Origin of the sequence: Mesomycoplasma hyopneumoniae J (assembly GCF_000008205.1) — a bacterium.
GTDB classification, from domain to species: domain Bacteria; phylum Bacillota_I; class Bacilli_A; order Mycoplasmatales; family Metamycoplasmataceae; genus Mesomycoplasma; species Mesomycoplasma hyopneumoniae.
Genome location: NC_007295.1, coordinates 831,521 through 847,430, shown reverse-complemented (window position 1 = coordinate 847,430; position 15,910 = coordinate 831,521). Strand labels below are relative to the sequence as shown.

Below are 15,910 nucleotides of genomic sequence, written 5' to 3'. Positions count from 1 at the left end.
CAGTTTCATTTATAAGCTTTTTAGCAGAAATTTTGACCTTGTTATTAAAGGTTATTTTTTATGATAGTTTTGATTTCTACCTTTTTTTTGCCGTTGCCGTTATTGTTTTTGCTGTTTTTATCATCTCTTTATCCATTGGAATAGTTGTTTTATACCAATTTATCACCAAACAAAACCATTTTTATTATCAAAAATTTGATCTAATAAATGAGGAAAACAATCTTGGAATAATTAATTTATCATCGACCTATAAAATAGTAAAAGTTTCAAAATATGTTAAAAATTTATATCCTGAAAGACTGATTAATCGCGATATTTTCTACCTTTTCCCCCAGTATAAAAAAACAGAAGATATTCCCTCAAAATTTGAGATCAAAAGGGGAAATAATTGATTTGAGATTAATTTTAACAAATTTGACTATTGAATTTCTTATAAAGATATCACACTTTTTAAGTCAATTTCGCAGGGATATGAGAATAATTCGCTTGTTTTTGCCGAAATTGAGGTGGATAATCTTGTTTCTTCTAATTTTCGCAGTAGTGATCAAGACTATCCTAAAATCAAAATTTTTATTAATGATTTCTTTGAAAAACTAGCACAAAAATTTGGCTTTTTATACAAAGAATATGCAGATGGCCGGATTATGTTAGTTCTTCATTATGAAACTTTTATGATTTGACAGAAAAATCACTTCTACATTTTTCATGAAAAAAATACGAAAATTGATGATACAACTCAAGTTTGATTTTCTGTTGGTTTTGGAATTGCCACTACAAATCTAGTCGAAATCAAAAGATTGGCAAACGAAGCCCTAATTTTCTCAAAGGCGCGCGGTGGTAATCAGGTTTCAATTTATCCCTATGGAAAAAAACCTTTTTCTTATGGATCTTATAGCGAATCCTTAAATCATCATTCACTTGTAAAGTTAAAACGAATTGCGCGGATTTTGGTTGAAAAATTAGAAAAAATTGATAAAATTATCATTTATGGTCATATTAATTCTGACCTTGATTCTTTTGGATCAGCCTTTGTTTTAGGTAACTTTTTAAAAAGATATGCCGAAATTATCTATAAAAAAAAGGTAAATTTTTATATCCAGAATCGCACCTTTGATCCTACCACCACACTATTTTTATCCCAGTCTGAATCAATAATTAAAAAAGAAATTTTTATTTCACCAGCTACTTCAACAAAAATTTCCTTAGCTTCAAAAAATAATGATACTTGTCTTGCCATTTTAGTTGATGTCTCTGATCTTGAAAGAATTGAAAATCCTAAAGCTTTTGACCATATCAGTCTTGAAAACGTTTTTATTTTTGACCATCACGGAATTTCCCCGAAAATGCAAGGACTTTTGGAGCTAGTTCATGATTATATTGATGTTTCTTCTTCTTCAACCTGCGAAATTATCACGCATTTAATCCTTTTAACCTTTCATTCTGATCTAAAAATCGATCCCGAATGGGCCCAAATTTTACTAAATGGGATTTATATTGACTCAGCTCAACTAAAAAAAACAGCAAGTTCTTCAACATTTTCAGCTGTTTCGGCTCTTGTTAAATGGGGCGCAAAAACAGCAAAAACAGCCGAATTTCTTAAACTAAACGAGTCAGAATCAAAAACAATTAAGGAAATTTTAGAAAATGTTGTTGAAATTAAAGAAGGATTTTTTCTTTCAAGTCTAGATCGTGAAATTGATACCGATCTTGTTGCAATTGCCTGCGATCAAATTTTACTAGTTAAAAATCGGCAAGCTGCTTTTGTTGTTGCAAAATTACCGCAACAAAAAAATTATAAAATGTCAGCTCGAAGTCTTGAAACTGTTAATGTTCAATATATCGCCGAGCAGGTTGGTGGGGGTGGTAGTTTTAATTCGGCAGCCGCTTATTCAACAGTTGAGACTTTTTCTGAATTTGTCAATAATATCAAACTAGCAATTAAAAGGAGAGAATATGAAAGTAATCCTAATTAAAGATACAAAAGATGGAAAAGCGAATACAATTATCGATGTTTCCCCTGGCTATGCCACTAATTTTTTATTCAAGAATAAGTTAGCCGAGCCCCTAAATGCCCGAACAGAAAAACTTTTAGTTAAAAGAAAACAGCAAATTGAGATCGAAAAACAAGAAAAACAGGAACAAATTGCCAAACTAAAAATCGAAATTGAAAAGCTAGTTCTCTGGTTTAAATTAAAGGGAAATAAAGAATCAGTTCATGGGGCAATTACAGCTAAAAAAATTAAAAAAGAACTTGAAATTAAAGGGATTTTTGTTGATAAACAAGCAATCCAAACAAGTGGAATTTCCACTTTTGGCACTAGTTTTGTTGATATAAAATTAAGTTCTCAAACTATTGCTAAATTAAAAATAAATATCACAAAAGATGAATAATTCTCGTTATAATTCTCCTGAACTTGAAGCATTTATCATCTCTTTTCTTTTAGCAAATCCTGAAAAAGTTGTTAATTTTATTGACATACTTAATCCGGATGATTTCAGTGTTAGAAATTTAGCTGAAATTGTAAGAGCAATAAAAAATGTTGCAAATCAAACAAAAAATCCTGAGGTTACCCTAGTTCTTCAGGAACTCGAAAGAACGGGTAAATTAGATCAAATCGGCGGGCGCAACTACATTGTAAATTTATATAACAGCAATTTTTCGCTACCTTCGGAAATCACTGAACATTTAAGAATAATAAATGAAAAAAAAACTTTAAGAGATCTAAAAAAAATTGTTGATGATTCAACAAAAGAACTAAATTCCGGAACAAAATTTTCTTATGAGATAACCACAGAAATTCTTCAAAAAATAAATCTTCTGAATTTTAATACTAAAAATGAAACTTTTATTCCGATTTATGAGATTGCAGTTCAAATTTTCGCATATTTAACAGAATTACGTACTAGTCAAAATTTAATTAAAGGAATTTCGACCGGATATGAGAATTTAGACTTATTAACTTCTGGATTTCAAAAAGGTGATCTAACAATTTTAGCAGCCCGGCCTTCAGTCGGAAAAACAGCTTTTGCCCTTAATTTAGCTTGAAATATTTGTGAAAATGATAAATCTGTCCTATTTTTTGCACTTGAAATGTCTAATTCTGATTTAGTTACAAGACTTCTTTCGCTTATTTCTGGGGTTGAATCTGGAAAATTTAAAATCCCAAAAAATTTAAGAGCGGAAGATTTAAAAGCAATCGAAAAGGCAATTGAAACCCGAATTAAAAACTGTAAATTAATAATTAATGACTCTGGATCGATTAATATTGATGATATTTACTGACAAGTTCAAAAAAGATATCGAAATAACCTAAAATATGATTTAATTATTTTTGATTATTTACAACTAATTAATTCAGCTACAAGAAACCAAAATTATAACCGTCAAGTCGAGGTATCAATTATTTCAAGAAAATTAAAACAACTAGCCCGTGAGGTCGAAACTCCTATTTTAGCACTTTCACAACTTTCAAGAAATGTTGAAAGAAGAGAGGATAAAACCCCAGTTCTATCGGATTTAAGGGAATCTGGAGCAATTGAACAAGATGCTGATATTGTCGCTTTTCTACATCGTGAGGATTATTATCACAAAAAAGAGGAGAAACCCGATCAAGAACAGGGCCCAAATACGAAACTTATAATTGCAAAACATAGAAATGGACCGATTGGAACTTTATTTTTTGATTTTTTTCCTGAATTTGGCAAGTTTAGTCCTGCAATTCCGGAGTCTTCATATAATAAAAAAGCAAATATTAATTTAGGATTGGATGAATAATGGCCTTATATTTTGCTATTTTATCCGTTGTTTTAGTGATTTTATTCTTTATTTCGGCAATTTTTTCTGCAAGCGAGACTGTATTTACTGCAACAAGTCGGGTAAAAGTTGATGAAAATATTGCTGATTCTTTCTGGGGAAAAAAGCAAATTTTACGCTATTATGATAATTATGAAAAAACTTTAACAATCATTTTAATTTGAAATAATATCGTAAATATCGGAATTTCGATTATAATTTCGACTTTTTTTTCCAGTTTGCCGATTAATGAATCACTGCAGATTTTGATCTCAATTGCAGCAACAACCCCGCCTTTAATTATTTTTGGCGAAATTTATCCAAAGATTTTCGGGCGCAAAAAACCGATTTTATTTTTAAAATATTTTTGATTTTTTATCGGTTTTTTTTATTATTTTTTATACCCACTTGCAACCTTGATGACAAAATTTGTCAAAAAAATAAATGTTACTAATACCGAAAATGAGCTAAAAAAAATAATTTTGCAAGCCCAGCGCGAAGAAGTTCTTGAAAAAGAAGAATCAGATCTGGCGATCAGAGCGCTTGATTTTGACTCTTTTAAAACCGCAAAACATTTTACAAAATTGAAAGATCTTGTCTATGTTAATTACGAAGATAGTCTTGAATCAATAAAAAATGTGATAATTGATCACAATTTTTCGCGAATTCCAGTCTGAAAAGAGAATAATTTCATCGGAATTCTACTTTCAAAAGATATTTTGTATCTTGATAAATTCGACATTAACGACCATATTGTCGAAACTCCTTTACTTTTGGCGACTAATTTGATTAAGACTAATTATGAAATTTTAAAAAAAGCAAAATCTCACCTTGGTTTTGTCATTGATAATGTAGAAAATAAAAAAATAATTGGAATTCTTACTTTTGAGGATATTCTTGAATGTTTATTCGGGCCAATTTATGATGAATATGACTACCGTGATGATCTAGATTTCTACCAGATCAATCCAAATCAGATTACAACTAAGGCTGAGACAAATATTGTAACAATTAACAAAGCTTTAAAGGTTGACTTGCCCGTGAGTTTTAAAGATCTAAATCAATGACTTTTAGCCCAAAAACCCAAAAAAAAGCTGATTTTAGGAGATAAAATTTATTTTAGATCACCTTTATATAGTTTAGAATTCGAAATAATTAGTAAAAATGCCAACAACATTGAAGTAAAAATAACCAAAAATGAAAACCAGGTATAAAAAATTGGTTTTAGAATTTCAAGGTAAATTTTACACAATTTTTCTTGATTATTCACCCAAATTTTCTAAAATTATAATAAAAATGGTTGATGATTTTATTTTGGTTCGTTCAAATCCGGCAGTAAAACTTGAGGAACTAATAAAAATAGTTAAAAATTCTAACTTTTTTCAAAAAGTAGTGAAAATTTTGCCAAAACGTGTTATACTTAATTTTTCTGAGTCTAGTTTTTATCTTTTTGGCAAAAAATACTACTATAATTTAGTCAAAACGCAAAATAAACTTTTTTTACAAGCTGAAAATTTAGTTTTCTCCCTAACAAGAGCGCGAAATTTAGAAGCCAAAATTCAAAAAGTTTTAATGAATTTTTTTTTAAATTATCTAAAAAAAAGGACAAATTATTGAGCTCAAATTTTGGAAATTCCCAACTATGAAATCAAAATAGCGCGTAAAAATGCTGCCTGGGGAACAAATTATCGGCGAAAAAAAATTCATTATAGCTATTTTTTACTTCCTTTTTCTAAAAAAATCATTGATTATGTTATTGTCCATGAACTTGTGCACCATTTTTTTAGCAAGCATAATAAACTTTTTTGGGAAAAAGTAGCTGAAATTATTCCTAATTATAAGGAATTAATTAGAAAATTAAATGACTATGAACTTAATTAATAAAAAAAATTTAAATATCTATCTTTGCGGGCCAACAGTTTATAGCGATGTTCATATTGGAAATTTAAGAACTATAATTATTTTTGATGCTATTTTTGAATGTTTGAAAAACAAAGGTTTTTCGATAAATTTTTTACATAATATCACAGATATTGATGATAAAATTATTGAAAAAGCACAAGAATTAGGCATTTCTGAGGCTGAGCTAACAGAAAAATATACTAACGAATATTTTAAAATTTTAGAAATTTTTAATATAAAAAAGCCAACAAAAATCGTTAAGGTGACCGAAAAAATAGAAAAAATTATAGAATATATAAAACTTTTAGAAAAAAAGGGATTTACATATTATAACAAAAACAATGACTTGGTTTTTGACATATTAAAAATTCCTAATTACGGAATAATTTCTGGTCAAAAAATAGAATCATTACTGGATAAAAATACTAAAAAAACAAAGTCAAAAAATGACTTTGTTTTATGAAAAAAAACCCAAAAAGGCTTGTTTTTTAAGTCTTTGTTCGGTTTAGGCCGACCTGGTTGACATACTGAATGTGCAGCACTTATCTATGATTATTTTCAAAAAAAATCACTTGATCTTCATGGTGGCGGGGTTGACTTAATTTTTCCTCATCACGAAAACGAAAATGCTCAACATTTTGCTCTAACGGGAAATCCAATTGCCGAAAACTGGTTTCGCTCTGGGTTTGTTAATTTAAATGGAAAAAAAATGGCCAAATCTCTGAATAATGTACTATTGGCAAAGAATTTTTCGCATAAATATAATCCAGATATTATTAGAAGTATTTTTTTGTCAATAAACCCAACAGTTCCAATCAATTTAACTGAAGAATTAATTAAAAATCATAAAAAATTAATCGAAAAATACCAAAAGATCTGTTTTGAGTGATATTTTGACAAAAAAAACGAAAAGACTGAAAAAGTTGAACAAGTGCTTAATTTATTTATTGAGGGCAAATTCGCAAAAGCTAATTTTTTAATTATGGAATTAATAAAACAAAAAGAAAATTCAACTATAAGAAAAATTTTTCTAAATTTAAGATTTAATTTCACAAAAATGCGTTTGGACCCCGAAAGTCAGGAAAAAATCAAAAATTGAAACAAATTAATTATGGATAAAAACTATTCCGAGGCCGATAAAATCCGTGAAGAATTATGAAAAATATTTAAAAATTCATAATTTTTTCCATCTTCCTTTTGAAAGATTGAAAGTATGGTTAAATATATTTGTGGCAGAAATTCATTAGCCGACGCGATCAAGAATGGGTTTATTTTTAAGGAAATTTACCTTTTAAAACCTACAAATGATCAAATTTTCTTAAAACAAAAAGTAAAAATAGTTAGTCGTGATTTTTTAGATAAACTTGTCAGACTGAATCACCAAGGTTTTGTTGGTGTTCTTGAGAATTTTAAATTTTTTGAAATTGATACATTAGTAAAAGATAAACCAAAAATTATTTTGATCCTTGATCATATCCAGGACCAAAATAATCTTGGAAATATCATTAGAACTGCAAATTGTTTTGGAATTAAGCATATAATTTTACCTAAAAGGCGAGCAGCAAAATTGAATGAGACCACTATGAAAGTCTCATCTGGTGGTTTTGTCGGCCTTAAATTTATTTTAGTTAATTCCATTGTTTCAGCAATTAATAAATTAAAAGAGATGGATTTTTGAATTTATGCCACTGATCTTAAAGAAAAAAGTAGAAAAATCCAGGAAATTCAGTTTAATTATCCTTGCGCAATAATTTTAGGTAATGAGGGAACTGGAATCAAAAAAAGCAGTTTAAATGCAAGTGATCAAACTTTTTTTATCCCGCTTGAAGGAACAGTTAACTCGCTAAATGTGACAGTCGCGACCGGAATTATTCTTTTTTTTCTAAAACAAAATATAAAAAAAACAAAAATATAAAGGGAAAAAATGTGTTTTCTATGTCACCAGAGCGAAAAGAAAAGATAAAAAAAAATAAACGCTGTTTAAAGGTTTTAAATAAATATTCACATATTTTATTAGCTTGTTCAAAACAGGTAATGAAAACTTTTAATCAAATTCCGCTAACTTATTTGGATTTATTTAACGCTTCAATTGAAAAATTTGTAAATCTTTATGAAGAATTTGATCCGAGTTTGGGAATTCCACTAGAAAATTATTTAGTTCATAAAATTAAATTGTTTATGTTAGGTTATGCAACTTCATTTACAACAAAAAATTATCAAATTGCCAATTTTTCAATTTCACTTGATGACTTATCAGAAACAGTCCAATTTGCAGCTGAATCCGATCAGGAATACTATGAAATTCAAGATATTTACAACCGAATTACTAGCAATCTTGATGAAGTTGAATACGAAATTTTTCAAATGTTTTTCATTCAGGACTTTCCGACAAAGGAGATTGCTAAAAAAATAGGACTTACAACCCAGAAAGTCAATGATTTTATTCGACTAACAAATAATAAATTACGTAGTTTTTTTTAATTTTTAGGTTATAATTATAAGTTATCTAATAAATTTAGTTTATAATTTATATGAAAAAGAAAATTAGTTTAAGTTGCAGCTTGTGTAAAAATCGGAATTATAAAACAAGCAAATCAGTGCAAAATCGTCTGCAAATTAATAAATTTTGTAAAATTTGCCGTAAATCAACCTTACATCAGGAAGAAAAATAGAAAGGGAAAAAAGTTGGAAAGACCGATTAAAACGCCAAAACTGAAAAAAACACGTAAAAAGAAGTATTATTTTCGTCTTTTTATAAAGGAAATGAAAAGAGTGAAATGGCCTAGCGGCCGTGTTACCTTTAAAAGTTTTGGTCAATCCTTGCTTTTTTCCACAATTTTTATGTTTGTTTTTTTTGCAGTTACGGTTATTGCGGCACTTATTTGGAATCAGGCTGGCGTCGGAATTTAAAAAAAAGGTTAGTTTTGTTATGAAAATTTACAAGTGGTATATGATTTCAACTATTTCTTCAAAAGAGGATACTGCCATTAGTTTGCTCAAAAATCGGATAAAATACGAAAATTTAGAGGAACATTTCCAAGAAATAACGAAATTTGACGTCCCTTATTATGAAGAAAATCCTAATAAACCAGGAGAAAAAAAGCTGAAATACCGAAATTTATATAAGGGATATTTTTTCATTAAGATGAATATGGTTGACAAGGCTTGATTTGTGGTGCGTAATACCCAATATGTAACAGGACTTGTCGGGTCTCATGGTAGAGGAACAAAACCAACACCAATTTCACCGCGTCAATTTGAAAGAATGAGAAAAAAATGAGATCAACAAATTCTTAATTTTCAACAAACAAACGACGGCACAATTAATTGAGAAATCGGTGATTGAGTGAAAGTAACCCATGGCCCTTTTTCTGATGATTTTGGGAAAATCATCGAGATGAATGTAACTAAAACCCTAATAACCGTCGAGCTTGAAAGTGTTTTTGGTCGCCGAACTCCAGCAACTTTCGAGTATAAAAATCTAAAAAAAGTTGATAAATAGCTAAAATATATTGAATTATTTTAATAAAAAAAAACCAGAAATTTTCAAAATTAAGAAATTTCTGGTTTTTTATTGCTTTAATTGTATTATTATTTAGTTAAATGATATACTCAAATTATAATAAATATTAAATATAAAGGAAAATAAAATGAATATCAAACTAAAAAATGAAAAAGAAATAATTATTTTTTTAATATTTTCGTAGTAAAAAATTTAATATAAAACAAATAAAAGAAATTTAAAAAATCTTAGATATTAATAAAAACAATAAAATATTGTAAAGAAAATAAGAGTATAATTTATCAATTAACAAGATAAAATTAGAAATAAAACGAATTTTTATCAAGCAATATTATAAATTATGGCGGGTCAGACAGGATTTGAACCTGCGCGGGATTTAACTCCCCTAACGCGTTAGCAGTGCGTCCTCTTCAGCCTCTTGAGTACTGACCCATATTATATATTTTAAGTTTTATATTATAATTATAACATAACATAGAAAAAATAAAAATAAAAAATTAAAAAAAGTAGGTAAAATGAAAATTTTAGGAATCGAAACTTCACATGATGATGCATCAGTTGCACTTTTTAGCGAAAATAAAGTGGAAATTTTGTTAACAATTAGTCAATTTGAACTCCATGAACAATTTGGAGGAACAGTTCCTGAGCTTGCATCGCGAGAGCATTCGCGCAATTTAGCAATAATTTTAGAGAAATTATTAGGAAAAAATATCGATTTTTCCACTATTGATGCAATTGCATATACAAAAAATCCGGGATTGATAGGGCCTTTAAAAATTGGGTTTTTATTTGCCAGCGCGCTCTCGCTTTTTTTTAATAAGCCGTTAATTCCAATTGATCATCTTTTAGGGCATTTTTGGTCGGCTGCAATCGAAAACGACTTAGAATTCCCGGTATTATCCTTGTTGATTTCAGGGGGTCATACTCAATTAATTTTTGCTGAAAACAAAAATAATTTAGAAATTATTGGTTCGACAGTTGATGATGCTCTTGGTGAAATTTATGATAAAATTGGCCGAAGTTTGGGTTGTGGTTACCCCGGAGGACCTAAAATTGACTTAATTTGGCAACAAAATAATGTAAGAAATATGGAACTAATTGACTTTAGCCTGCCAAAAGTACTTGAAAATCCGTTAGATTTTTCTTTTAGCGGCCTTAAAACCCAAGTAATAAATTATACTAATAATTTAAAGGAAAATTATTTATTTTCGCAAAAAAAAGTTGTTGAAATTGCTGTTTCTTTTCAAAAAACAGTTATAAAATATTTAAAAAGGCAGCTTGATTTAGCACTTAAAACTAAAAAAAATGTAAAAACAATAACATTAGTAGGTGGGGTCGCGGCAAATTCAGAAATTCGGAAATTAATTAAAACATATGAAAATAAATATAAAGTGGTTATTCCAAAAAAAGAATTCTGTACTGATAATGGGGCAATGATAGCAAAAGCAGCTCAAATTTTTCTTAAATTTAATGAAGAAAAATAAATAAAATTAAAGAAAATATAACTAAAGTCCAAAAAAATAAAGCATACTTAAAAAAATTAGTATTCTGCTTTTTAAGTTCAAGATTTAGAATTGAATTATTTTTCATAGTTTGGCGAATTTGCTGGTAATAGTCAATTCTTTTTTCTCCAATTCAGACAGTGAGAATTCCGAGTGCTGAGATAAAATAAGGCAAAAATCAGGTATAAATTCTGTTTGCAAAGTTAAAAATATCCAATGTTATAGTTGTTTTTTCATTAAAAAAACTTTGAAAAATTAATTTTGTAATAACATCAACCGAACCAACTCCCCCTGGTGAGGGCGATAAATTATTTGAAATTTGCAGGATTGTAAATCCTGAAATAAATTTCAAATAATGTATAAAACTAAGGTTTTTTAGATTAAATCCTCCCTTTTCCATCGCTGTTATTAAAATAACAAAAGAAAAATTAAGAAAAAACAGTGGCAATTTATAAATTAAAAGAATTTTTGTTAATAAGGCTTTATTGGAAAGTATTTTAATAAAATGATTTTTAAAATTGTCAATTAAAAATTGAAAACGGTATTCAACTCTTTTTTTGTCCTCATTTTTTTAAAAAAATTGAGGTTTAAAAGCCAGACAAGCATTTTAATTAAGGAATATTGTAATTTTTTTCAAAGTGAAATTATTATAATTATCAACAAAACAAACACATTTAGAATAATATTTGTAATTAATCAAGTAAAAAAGGCAATTTTTTCCCAGGAATCAAAAACAAAAAGCTCAGGATAAAAAACAAAACCAACTGGTAAAAAAATAATAGCAATTAACAAATTAAAAACTTGATGAAGTAAAGCGTTGTAAGTCAAAGTCGCGCTAATATTTTTTAATGGGTATTGTTTTCGTTGCAAATACCAGTAATAACTTATTTCTCCCCCAAATGAAAATGGTGTGGAAAACTGCATAAAAAGGGCAATAAAAGTACCAATAAATAGGTGCCTAAATTTTGTTTTAATCCCTTGATTCTTAAAAATTTGCCGTAATTGAAAGGTTGTACTAATATTTCATAAAAGAAAATGGCCAAAAACTCCTAAGAAAACTAGTCGATTTTTCCTAGGTTTAAAGAAAAATTCGTAGAATTTTTCAAAAATTCTTGTTGTCGAGCCATCAGAGAAACTAGAATTATAGAAATTATAAAACAAAATTATTAAGATTACAATAATTGTTGTAATAAAACAAGAAAATTTAATTATATTTTTTTTCTGGTTTGTTTTTGTTAAAATTGAATCTTTATTTACAAGCCTTATTTTATCAATTAGAGAATTTTCGAGAAAAACAGCTTGTTTTTCGGTGTGATTTTTTGCTAAAAAATTAGTCGATAATGTGAGTTGTTTTTTTGGTTTAAAATAAGTTAGCGTGTAAAAATCCTTTTTTTTAAGATTAACTTTAAGATTTATAACATTTTTATCATTAGAAAAATTTTTAATTTTAAAGCCTTGAGGTTTAAATTCACCATCTTTTTCGGAAATAAGTAGATTTATGATATTATCAAGTTTTACTGGATCAATTTTTAACTTAAATTTGTGATGGAAGACATAGTTAATCTCGGTTTTGATTGTTTGGATTATCTCAAGAATATTTTGGTTATTTTTAAGATAAAAGTCAAAAACTTTTATATATCAAAGCACTGAAAAATGTGAACTTAGGCCAAAAACAGTTGATTTTTCAGCACTTTTTGGGATAAAATAAAAACTTTTTTCCATTATAATTACAATTTCTTGCTGTTCTTGTGATTGAATTTTGATAATTTCAGTTTCAGGATTTTCTGTATATTCACAAAAACTTTTAATTTTTGCATTAAAATTTTTTTGAACAAACTCAAAAATATAACTATCACTTTGTTTGCTAATTAAAAAATGTCTACCATTTTGTCAATTTTTTCGAAGGTAATCTAGAAATAATAGTTGTAAATCTTTTTCTTTTATGATATTAAAATTAAAATTTTTGCGAAAGCCAGCAAGAATTTTATTCTGTTTAAGTCAAAAAACTACATTTGTTTTGAATTTAGCGCTTGTTGTGATTTTTTTCCATATTATCGAATTATCGCTAATTTTTTTCATTATGTTTTCGATTGGAGCATTTTTTCTGATTGGCAGAAATTTAGCTGTTTTTAGGTCAAAGTTTCGCTTTAAAAAATTAGTTAAAAATGTCGATTCAGGTTCATAAAATTGATAGAATTTTTCTAACTTTTGCAAGTCTAAATTTATGCTTTTTTGGAATTCGATAATATCATTTCAATTAATTCTGAATTTTTTTGGTTTTTTAATTTGACTATTTTGGGATAAAAAAGGACATTTTTCGGCTTTGTTAATTAATTTTTCGTCATCAGCGCTTAAAAAGGTCAAATTTTTTTTGAAAAATGACAAAATTGCAAGACTTGAATTTTTATCTGTTAAATTAACTTCAATATTAATAAAAAAATCAAAATCATTGTTAATAAAATAATGGTGGGCAAGTTTTTGGGAATAACCTCAGCTTTCATCAAAAATTTCAACTTTTATTTCAGAATTATGTGCTAAAATATTATAAAAAATTAAACCAAAAGCAATTCCAAAATTATTATCACTGTTATTTATAAGAATTTTTTTCAAATTATTTTGCTTTAAAAACTCTGCTATCACTAATCCAATACTAGAAATGTAACTTTCGTTAATTGAATTTGACTGGTTTGAAATAAAACCAATAATTTTTGAATTAGTTATCTCAAGCGGAAAATCTTGATTAAAAAAAATAAATTTTTGTTCTTCAAAAGTAGTTTTGGCACTAATTTGACCTAGTTTCATATTGAACTATTTTTGGTTTTCGCGTTGGGATGAAAAAAGATCAAAATTATCTACCTGTGAATTTTGGTCTTCATGACTAAAAAGATCAAATTCTTGAAATTTTGGTAAATCTTTTGCCGATCTTAGTTTAAAATAATCAAAAAACCTTGAAGTTACCCCATAAAGCGTCGGATTTCCGGGTGTTGAAGCCGTCCCTAATTCTTCGATAATTCCCTTTGCTAATAAAGATCCGACAATGTAGTCCGAATTAATCCCGCCCCGAATTTGTGCGATTGTGCTGCGTGTTACTGGTTGTTTATATGCAATTATGGCTGCTACCTCGATTGATGAATTGCTCAGGCGGTATTTTCTTTCATTGCTGACAAAATCAATTATAAAGGGTTTTAGGTCTTTTGCGGTAACGAATTTGAAAATATCATCAAATTCAACCACTAAAATTCCGCGTTTTTGCCGGTTGAATTCAATGGCAAAGTCCTTTAAAAGTTTGCGCGCTTCACTAATTTTTGCTAATTTTAGACAGTTTTGTAATTGGAGTGATGAAACTCCTTTTTCCCCTTGGAGATATAAAATTGCCTCAATAATTCTAGTTTTCATCAAAACCTCCTTCAAAAACTAAAATTTCAGAAAATTGACTTTCTTGTTTTAAGTGCAACACCTGTTTTTTTGCCATTTCAAGTAGAGAAATCATCGTGATGACAAAATGTTTCATACTCGGTAGGTTAAAAAGTTCTTCAAAACTAAATTTGCCTTTTTTTTCTAAGATATTTTTGAGTCAAAGAGTTTGTTTATCAGCGCTGACCTCTACTTGTTTTGTGCTAATTTTTAAACGATTTTTTGCCCTTATTCGATCAAACATTAGTTTTAAAACCTTCGATAAAATTAGTTGGGATGAATGTCCATCGAGTTTGTTAGGGTTATGCGGCCTGCGAAAATCACTATAATTTGAGGTGCTTTTCTCAAAATAGTCATTTCGATGCTCTTGTTGCTCCTTTAACATTTTGGTAATATTTTTAATTTGTTGGTAGTCCGAAAGGAGTGCTAAAAATTCAAGTTGGTCCTGTTTAGTTTCAGAATCTAATTCTTCTTGTTTATCAGATGCAAAAATAATTTTTGACTTTAAATGAACTAGAGTTGATGCAATTACTAAATACTCCCCAGCAATTTGAATACTTTTTTGCTTTAAATTATCAATGATATTTACATACTGACTAGCAAGTTCGACAAGATTAATATCAAGAATATTAATATTTTTTGACCTAACAAGATCAAGTAGTAAATCTAAAGGACCGGAAAAGTTGCCTAATTTAACATCAAATTTGCCATCAAAATTCATTATTTATCACCGCCATTATTCTGAAAAATTGCTTTTTTGGTAGTTAGAAATAGAGATTTGCCTGTCTGGGCAAAAACAGCGGCGGTTTTAATAGGTTTATGAAAAAAAATTTCAATATTTTGTACTTTTTTGCGATTCAGTTTATAAGAATTTTCATCAGAAAAATTAATTGAAACAGGAATTATTGCTAGTCCAGTCTGTTTTGTGGCGTTAAAAACGTTAACAGGGAAGTCAAAATTTGATTTTTTTTCATTTTTCTTACTAAAAACGATACCATAAATACGTTTTTCCCGGGCAGTTTTTAAGAAACTTCCTAATTCTGCGATGTTTTTCTTTGGATCTTCGGTCAAAAAAAGTGAATCCAAAATACCAAAAATTCATTTGTTTTTTCGATTAAAATACTGTTTTTCAAGTAAAAAAGTTGAAATAGGGTTTGTTTGGCCTTCGCCCTTTTCAGGATTTTCGAGAGCTGAGCATAAAACAAAATAATCAGCAAACGAATTATGGTTTGAAATTATAACTGCAGCAGTTTTTGGTAAATTTTCATAGCCAAAAACTTTTATTTTAAGTCGAAAAAGCTTTAAAATAAATTTTGAGTATTTTAAAATTAAATTATTTCGATATTCAGGCGCAAATTCGACTTTTTTTTTAGTGTATTTTTTTCAAACAGACCGTATTTTACGTAATTTTAGCAATCAAAACAATGAAAAAAGAACTATTCGTAATTTTATTATCATTTTTTTTCGTTCTTAAAAATTTTTATACTTTTTTATTTATTTTTTTAATTTTTGTGGGCTGTTGAAATTAAAAACTAAATTTTTAAATTATTATATCATAGAAAAAAATTATAAATTAAAAAAATTTTTAAAAAATTATATTGAACCCAAAAAATACTATAAAAACAAGTGTTTTTTAAAAATTAATAAAAATTTTTCGGCTTTAATAAACGCCCAAAATTATTTTCGATAATATAGGTTAAACAAATTTTTTATTCATATACAAAGTAAGGAAGAAAAATTTTAAGAAATTTTCTTCTTTTTTAAGGCGTTTAAGTT

The 15,910-nt window shown here is 27.9% G+C and carries 17 protein-coding genes and 1 tRNA gene; 12 read left to right on the top strand and 6 right to left on the bottom strand.

The window, feature by feature from the left end:
- The first annotated feature begins 32 nt into the window (after positions 1-32).
- From MHJ_RS03420 to nusG, 11 genes are all read left to right on the top strand, one after another.
- The gene (locus MHJ_RS03420; protein WP_237697223.1) at positions 33-1,973 is read left to right on the top strand and encodes a DHH family phosphoesterase; all 1,941 of its coding nucleotides are present in this window, start codon (positions 33-35) and stop codon (positions 1,971-1,973) included.
- On the top strand, positions 1,954-2,391 hold the full coding sequence (gene rplI / locus MHJ_RS03415; protein WP_011284368.1) for a 50S ribosomal protein L9: 438 nt from the start codon (positions 1,954-1,956) through the stop codon (positions 2,389-2,391). The genes MHJ_RS03420 and rplI overlap by 20 nt, the downstream gene beginning before the upstream one ends.
- On the top strand, positions 2,384-3,775 hold the full coding sequence (gene dnaB, locus MHJ_RS03410) for a replicative DNA helicase (protein WP_011284367.1): 1,392 nt from the start codon (positions 2,384-2,386) through the stop codon (positions 3,773-3,775). Before rplI ends, dnaB begins: the two co-directional genes overlap by 8 nt.
- Entirely contained in the window at positions 3,775-5,007 is a 1,233-nt protein-coding gene (locus MHJ_RS03405; RefSeq protein ID WP_011206494.1) for a CNNM domain-containing protein, read from the top strand. The genes dnaB and MHJ_RS03405 overlap by 1 nt, the downstream gene beginning before the upstream one ends.
- The gene (locus MHJ_RS03400) at positions 4,991-5,674 is read left to right on the top strand and encodes a YgjP-like metallopeptidase domain-containing protein (protein WP_011206493.1); all 684 of its coding nucleotides are present in this window, start codon (positions 4,991-4,993) and stop codon (positions 5,672-5,674) included. The genes MHJ_RS03405 and MHJ_RS03400 overlap by 17 nt, the downstream gene beginning before the upstream one ends.
- On the top strand, positions 5,661-6,875 hold the full coding sequence (locus tag MHJ_RS03395; protein ID WP_044284729.1) for a class I tRNA ligase family protein: 1,215 nt from the start codon (positions 5,661-5,663) through the stop codon (positions 6,873-6,875). The genes MHJ_RS03400 and MHJ_RS03395 overlap by 14 nt, the downstream gene beginning before the upstream one ends.
- Before the next feature lie 33 nt (positions 6,876-6,908).
- Positions 6,909-7,610, top strand: a complete 702-nt coding sequence (rlmB, locus tag MHJ_RS03390; RefSeq protein ID WP_011284364.1) for a 23S rRNA (guanosine(2251)-2'-O)-methyltransferase RlmB — start codon at positions 6,909-6,911, stop codon at positions 7,608-7,610.
- A gap of 20 nt (positions 7,611-7,630) precedes the next feature.
- Entirely contained in the window at positions 7,631-8,176 is a 546-nt protein-coding gene (locus tag MHJ_RS03385) for a sigma-70 family RNA polymerase sigma factor (RefSeq protein ID WP_044284728.1), read from the top strand.
- A 50-nt stretch (positions 8,177-8,226) separates the two neighbouring features.
- The gene (rpmG, locus tag MHJ_RS03705) at positions 8,227-8,367 is read left to right on the top strand and encodes a 50S ribosomal protein L33 (protein ID WP_081430772.1); all 141 of its coding nucleotides are present in this window, start codon (positions 8,227-8,229) and stop codon (positions 8,365-8,367) included.
- Between the two features lie 91 nt (positions 8,368-8,458).
- Positions 8,459-8,605, top strand: coding sequence for a preprotein translocase subunit SecE (locus MHJ_RS03380; RefSeq protein WP_232039558.1), 147 nt, complete (start codon positions 8,459-8,461; stop codon positions 8,603-8,605).
- Between the two features lie 19 nt (positions 8,606-8,624).
- Positions 8,625-9,197 carry a transcription termination/antitermination protein NusG gene (nusG, locus tag MHJ_RS03375; protein ID WP_011284361.1) on the top strand — a complete coding sequence of 191 codons (573 nt, stop codon included), beginning with the start codon at positions 8,625-8,627 and terminating at the stop codon, positions 9,195-9,197.
- Positions 9,198-9,559: 362 nt separating this feature from the next.
- Here the strand turns inward: nusG and MHJ_RS03370 are convergent.
- Positions 9,560-9,650 (bottom strand) — tRNA-Ser (locus MHJ_RS03370).
- A gap of 83 nt (positions 9,651-9,733) precedes the next feature.
- Between MHJ_RS03370 and tsaD the strand changes: the two genes are divergently transcribed.
- Positions 9,734-10,702, top strand: a complete 969-nt coding sequence (tsaD, locus tag MHJ_RS03365; protein WP_011206487.1) for a tRNA (adenosine(37)-N6)-threonylcarbamoyltransferase complex transferase subunit TsaD — start codon at positions 9,734-9,736, stop codon at positions 10,700-10,702.
- Here tsaD and MHJ_RS03965 read toward each other — a convergent pair.
- From MHJ_RS03965 to MHJ_RS03345, 5 genes are all read right to left on the bottom strand, one after another.
- Entirely contained in the window at positions 10,686-11,072 is a 387-nt protein-coding gene (locus tag MHJ_RS03965) for a hypothetical protein (protein ID WP_237697222.1), read from the bottom strand. The two genes, tsaD and MHJ_RS03965, sit on opposite strands and share 17 nt — an antisense overlap.
- A 173-nt stretch (positions 11,073-11,245) precedes the next feature.
- Entirely contained in the window at positions 11,246-13,522 is a 2,277-nt protein-coding gene (locus MHJ_RS03360; protein ID WP_237697221.1) for a lysylphosphatidylglycerol synthase transmembrane domain-containing protein, read from the bottom strand.
- A 6-nt stretch (positions 13,523-13,528) separates the two neighbouring features.
- Positions 13,529-14,116, bottom strand: a complete 588-nt coding sequence (gene scpB / locus MHJ_RS03355; protein WP_044272663.1) for an SMC-Scp complex subunit ScpB — start codon at positions 14,114-14,116, stop codon at positions 13,529-13,531.
- Positions 14,106-14,855 carry a segregation/condensation protein A gene (locus MHJ_RS03350; RefSeq protein ID WP_044284727.1) on the bottom strand — a complete coding sequence of 250 codons (750 nt, stop codon included), beginning with the start codon at positions 14,853-14,855 and terminating at the stop codon, positions 14,106-14,108. The genes scpB and MHJ_RS03350 overlap by 11 nt, the downstream gene beginning before the upstream one ends.
- Positions 14,855-15,592, bottom strand: coding sequence for a lysophospholipid acyltransferase family protein (locus MHJ_RS03345; protein WP_011206483.1), 738 nt, complete (start codon positions 15,590-15,592; stop codon positions 14,855-14,857). Before MHJ_RS03345 ends, MHJ_RS03350 begins: the two co-directional genes overlap by 1 nt.
- Positions 15,593-15,910: the final 318 nt, after the last annotated feature.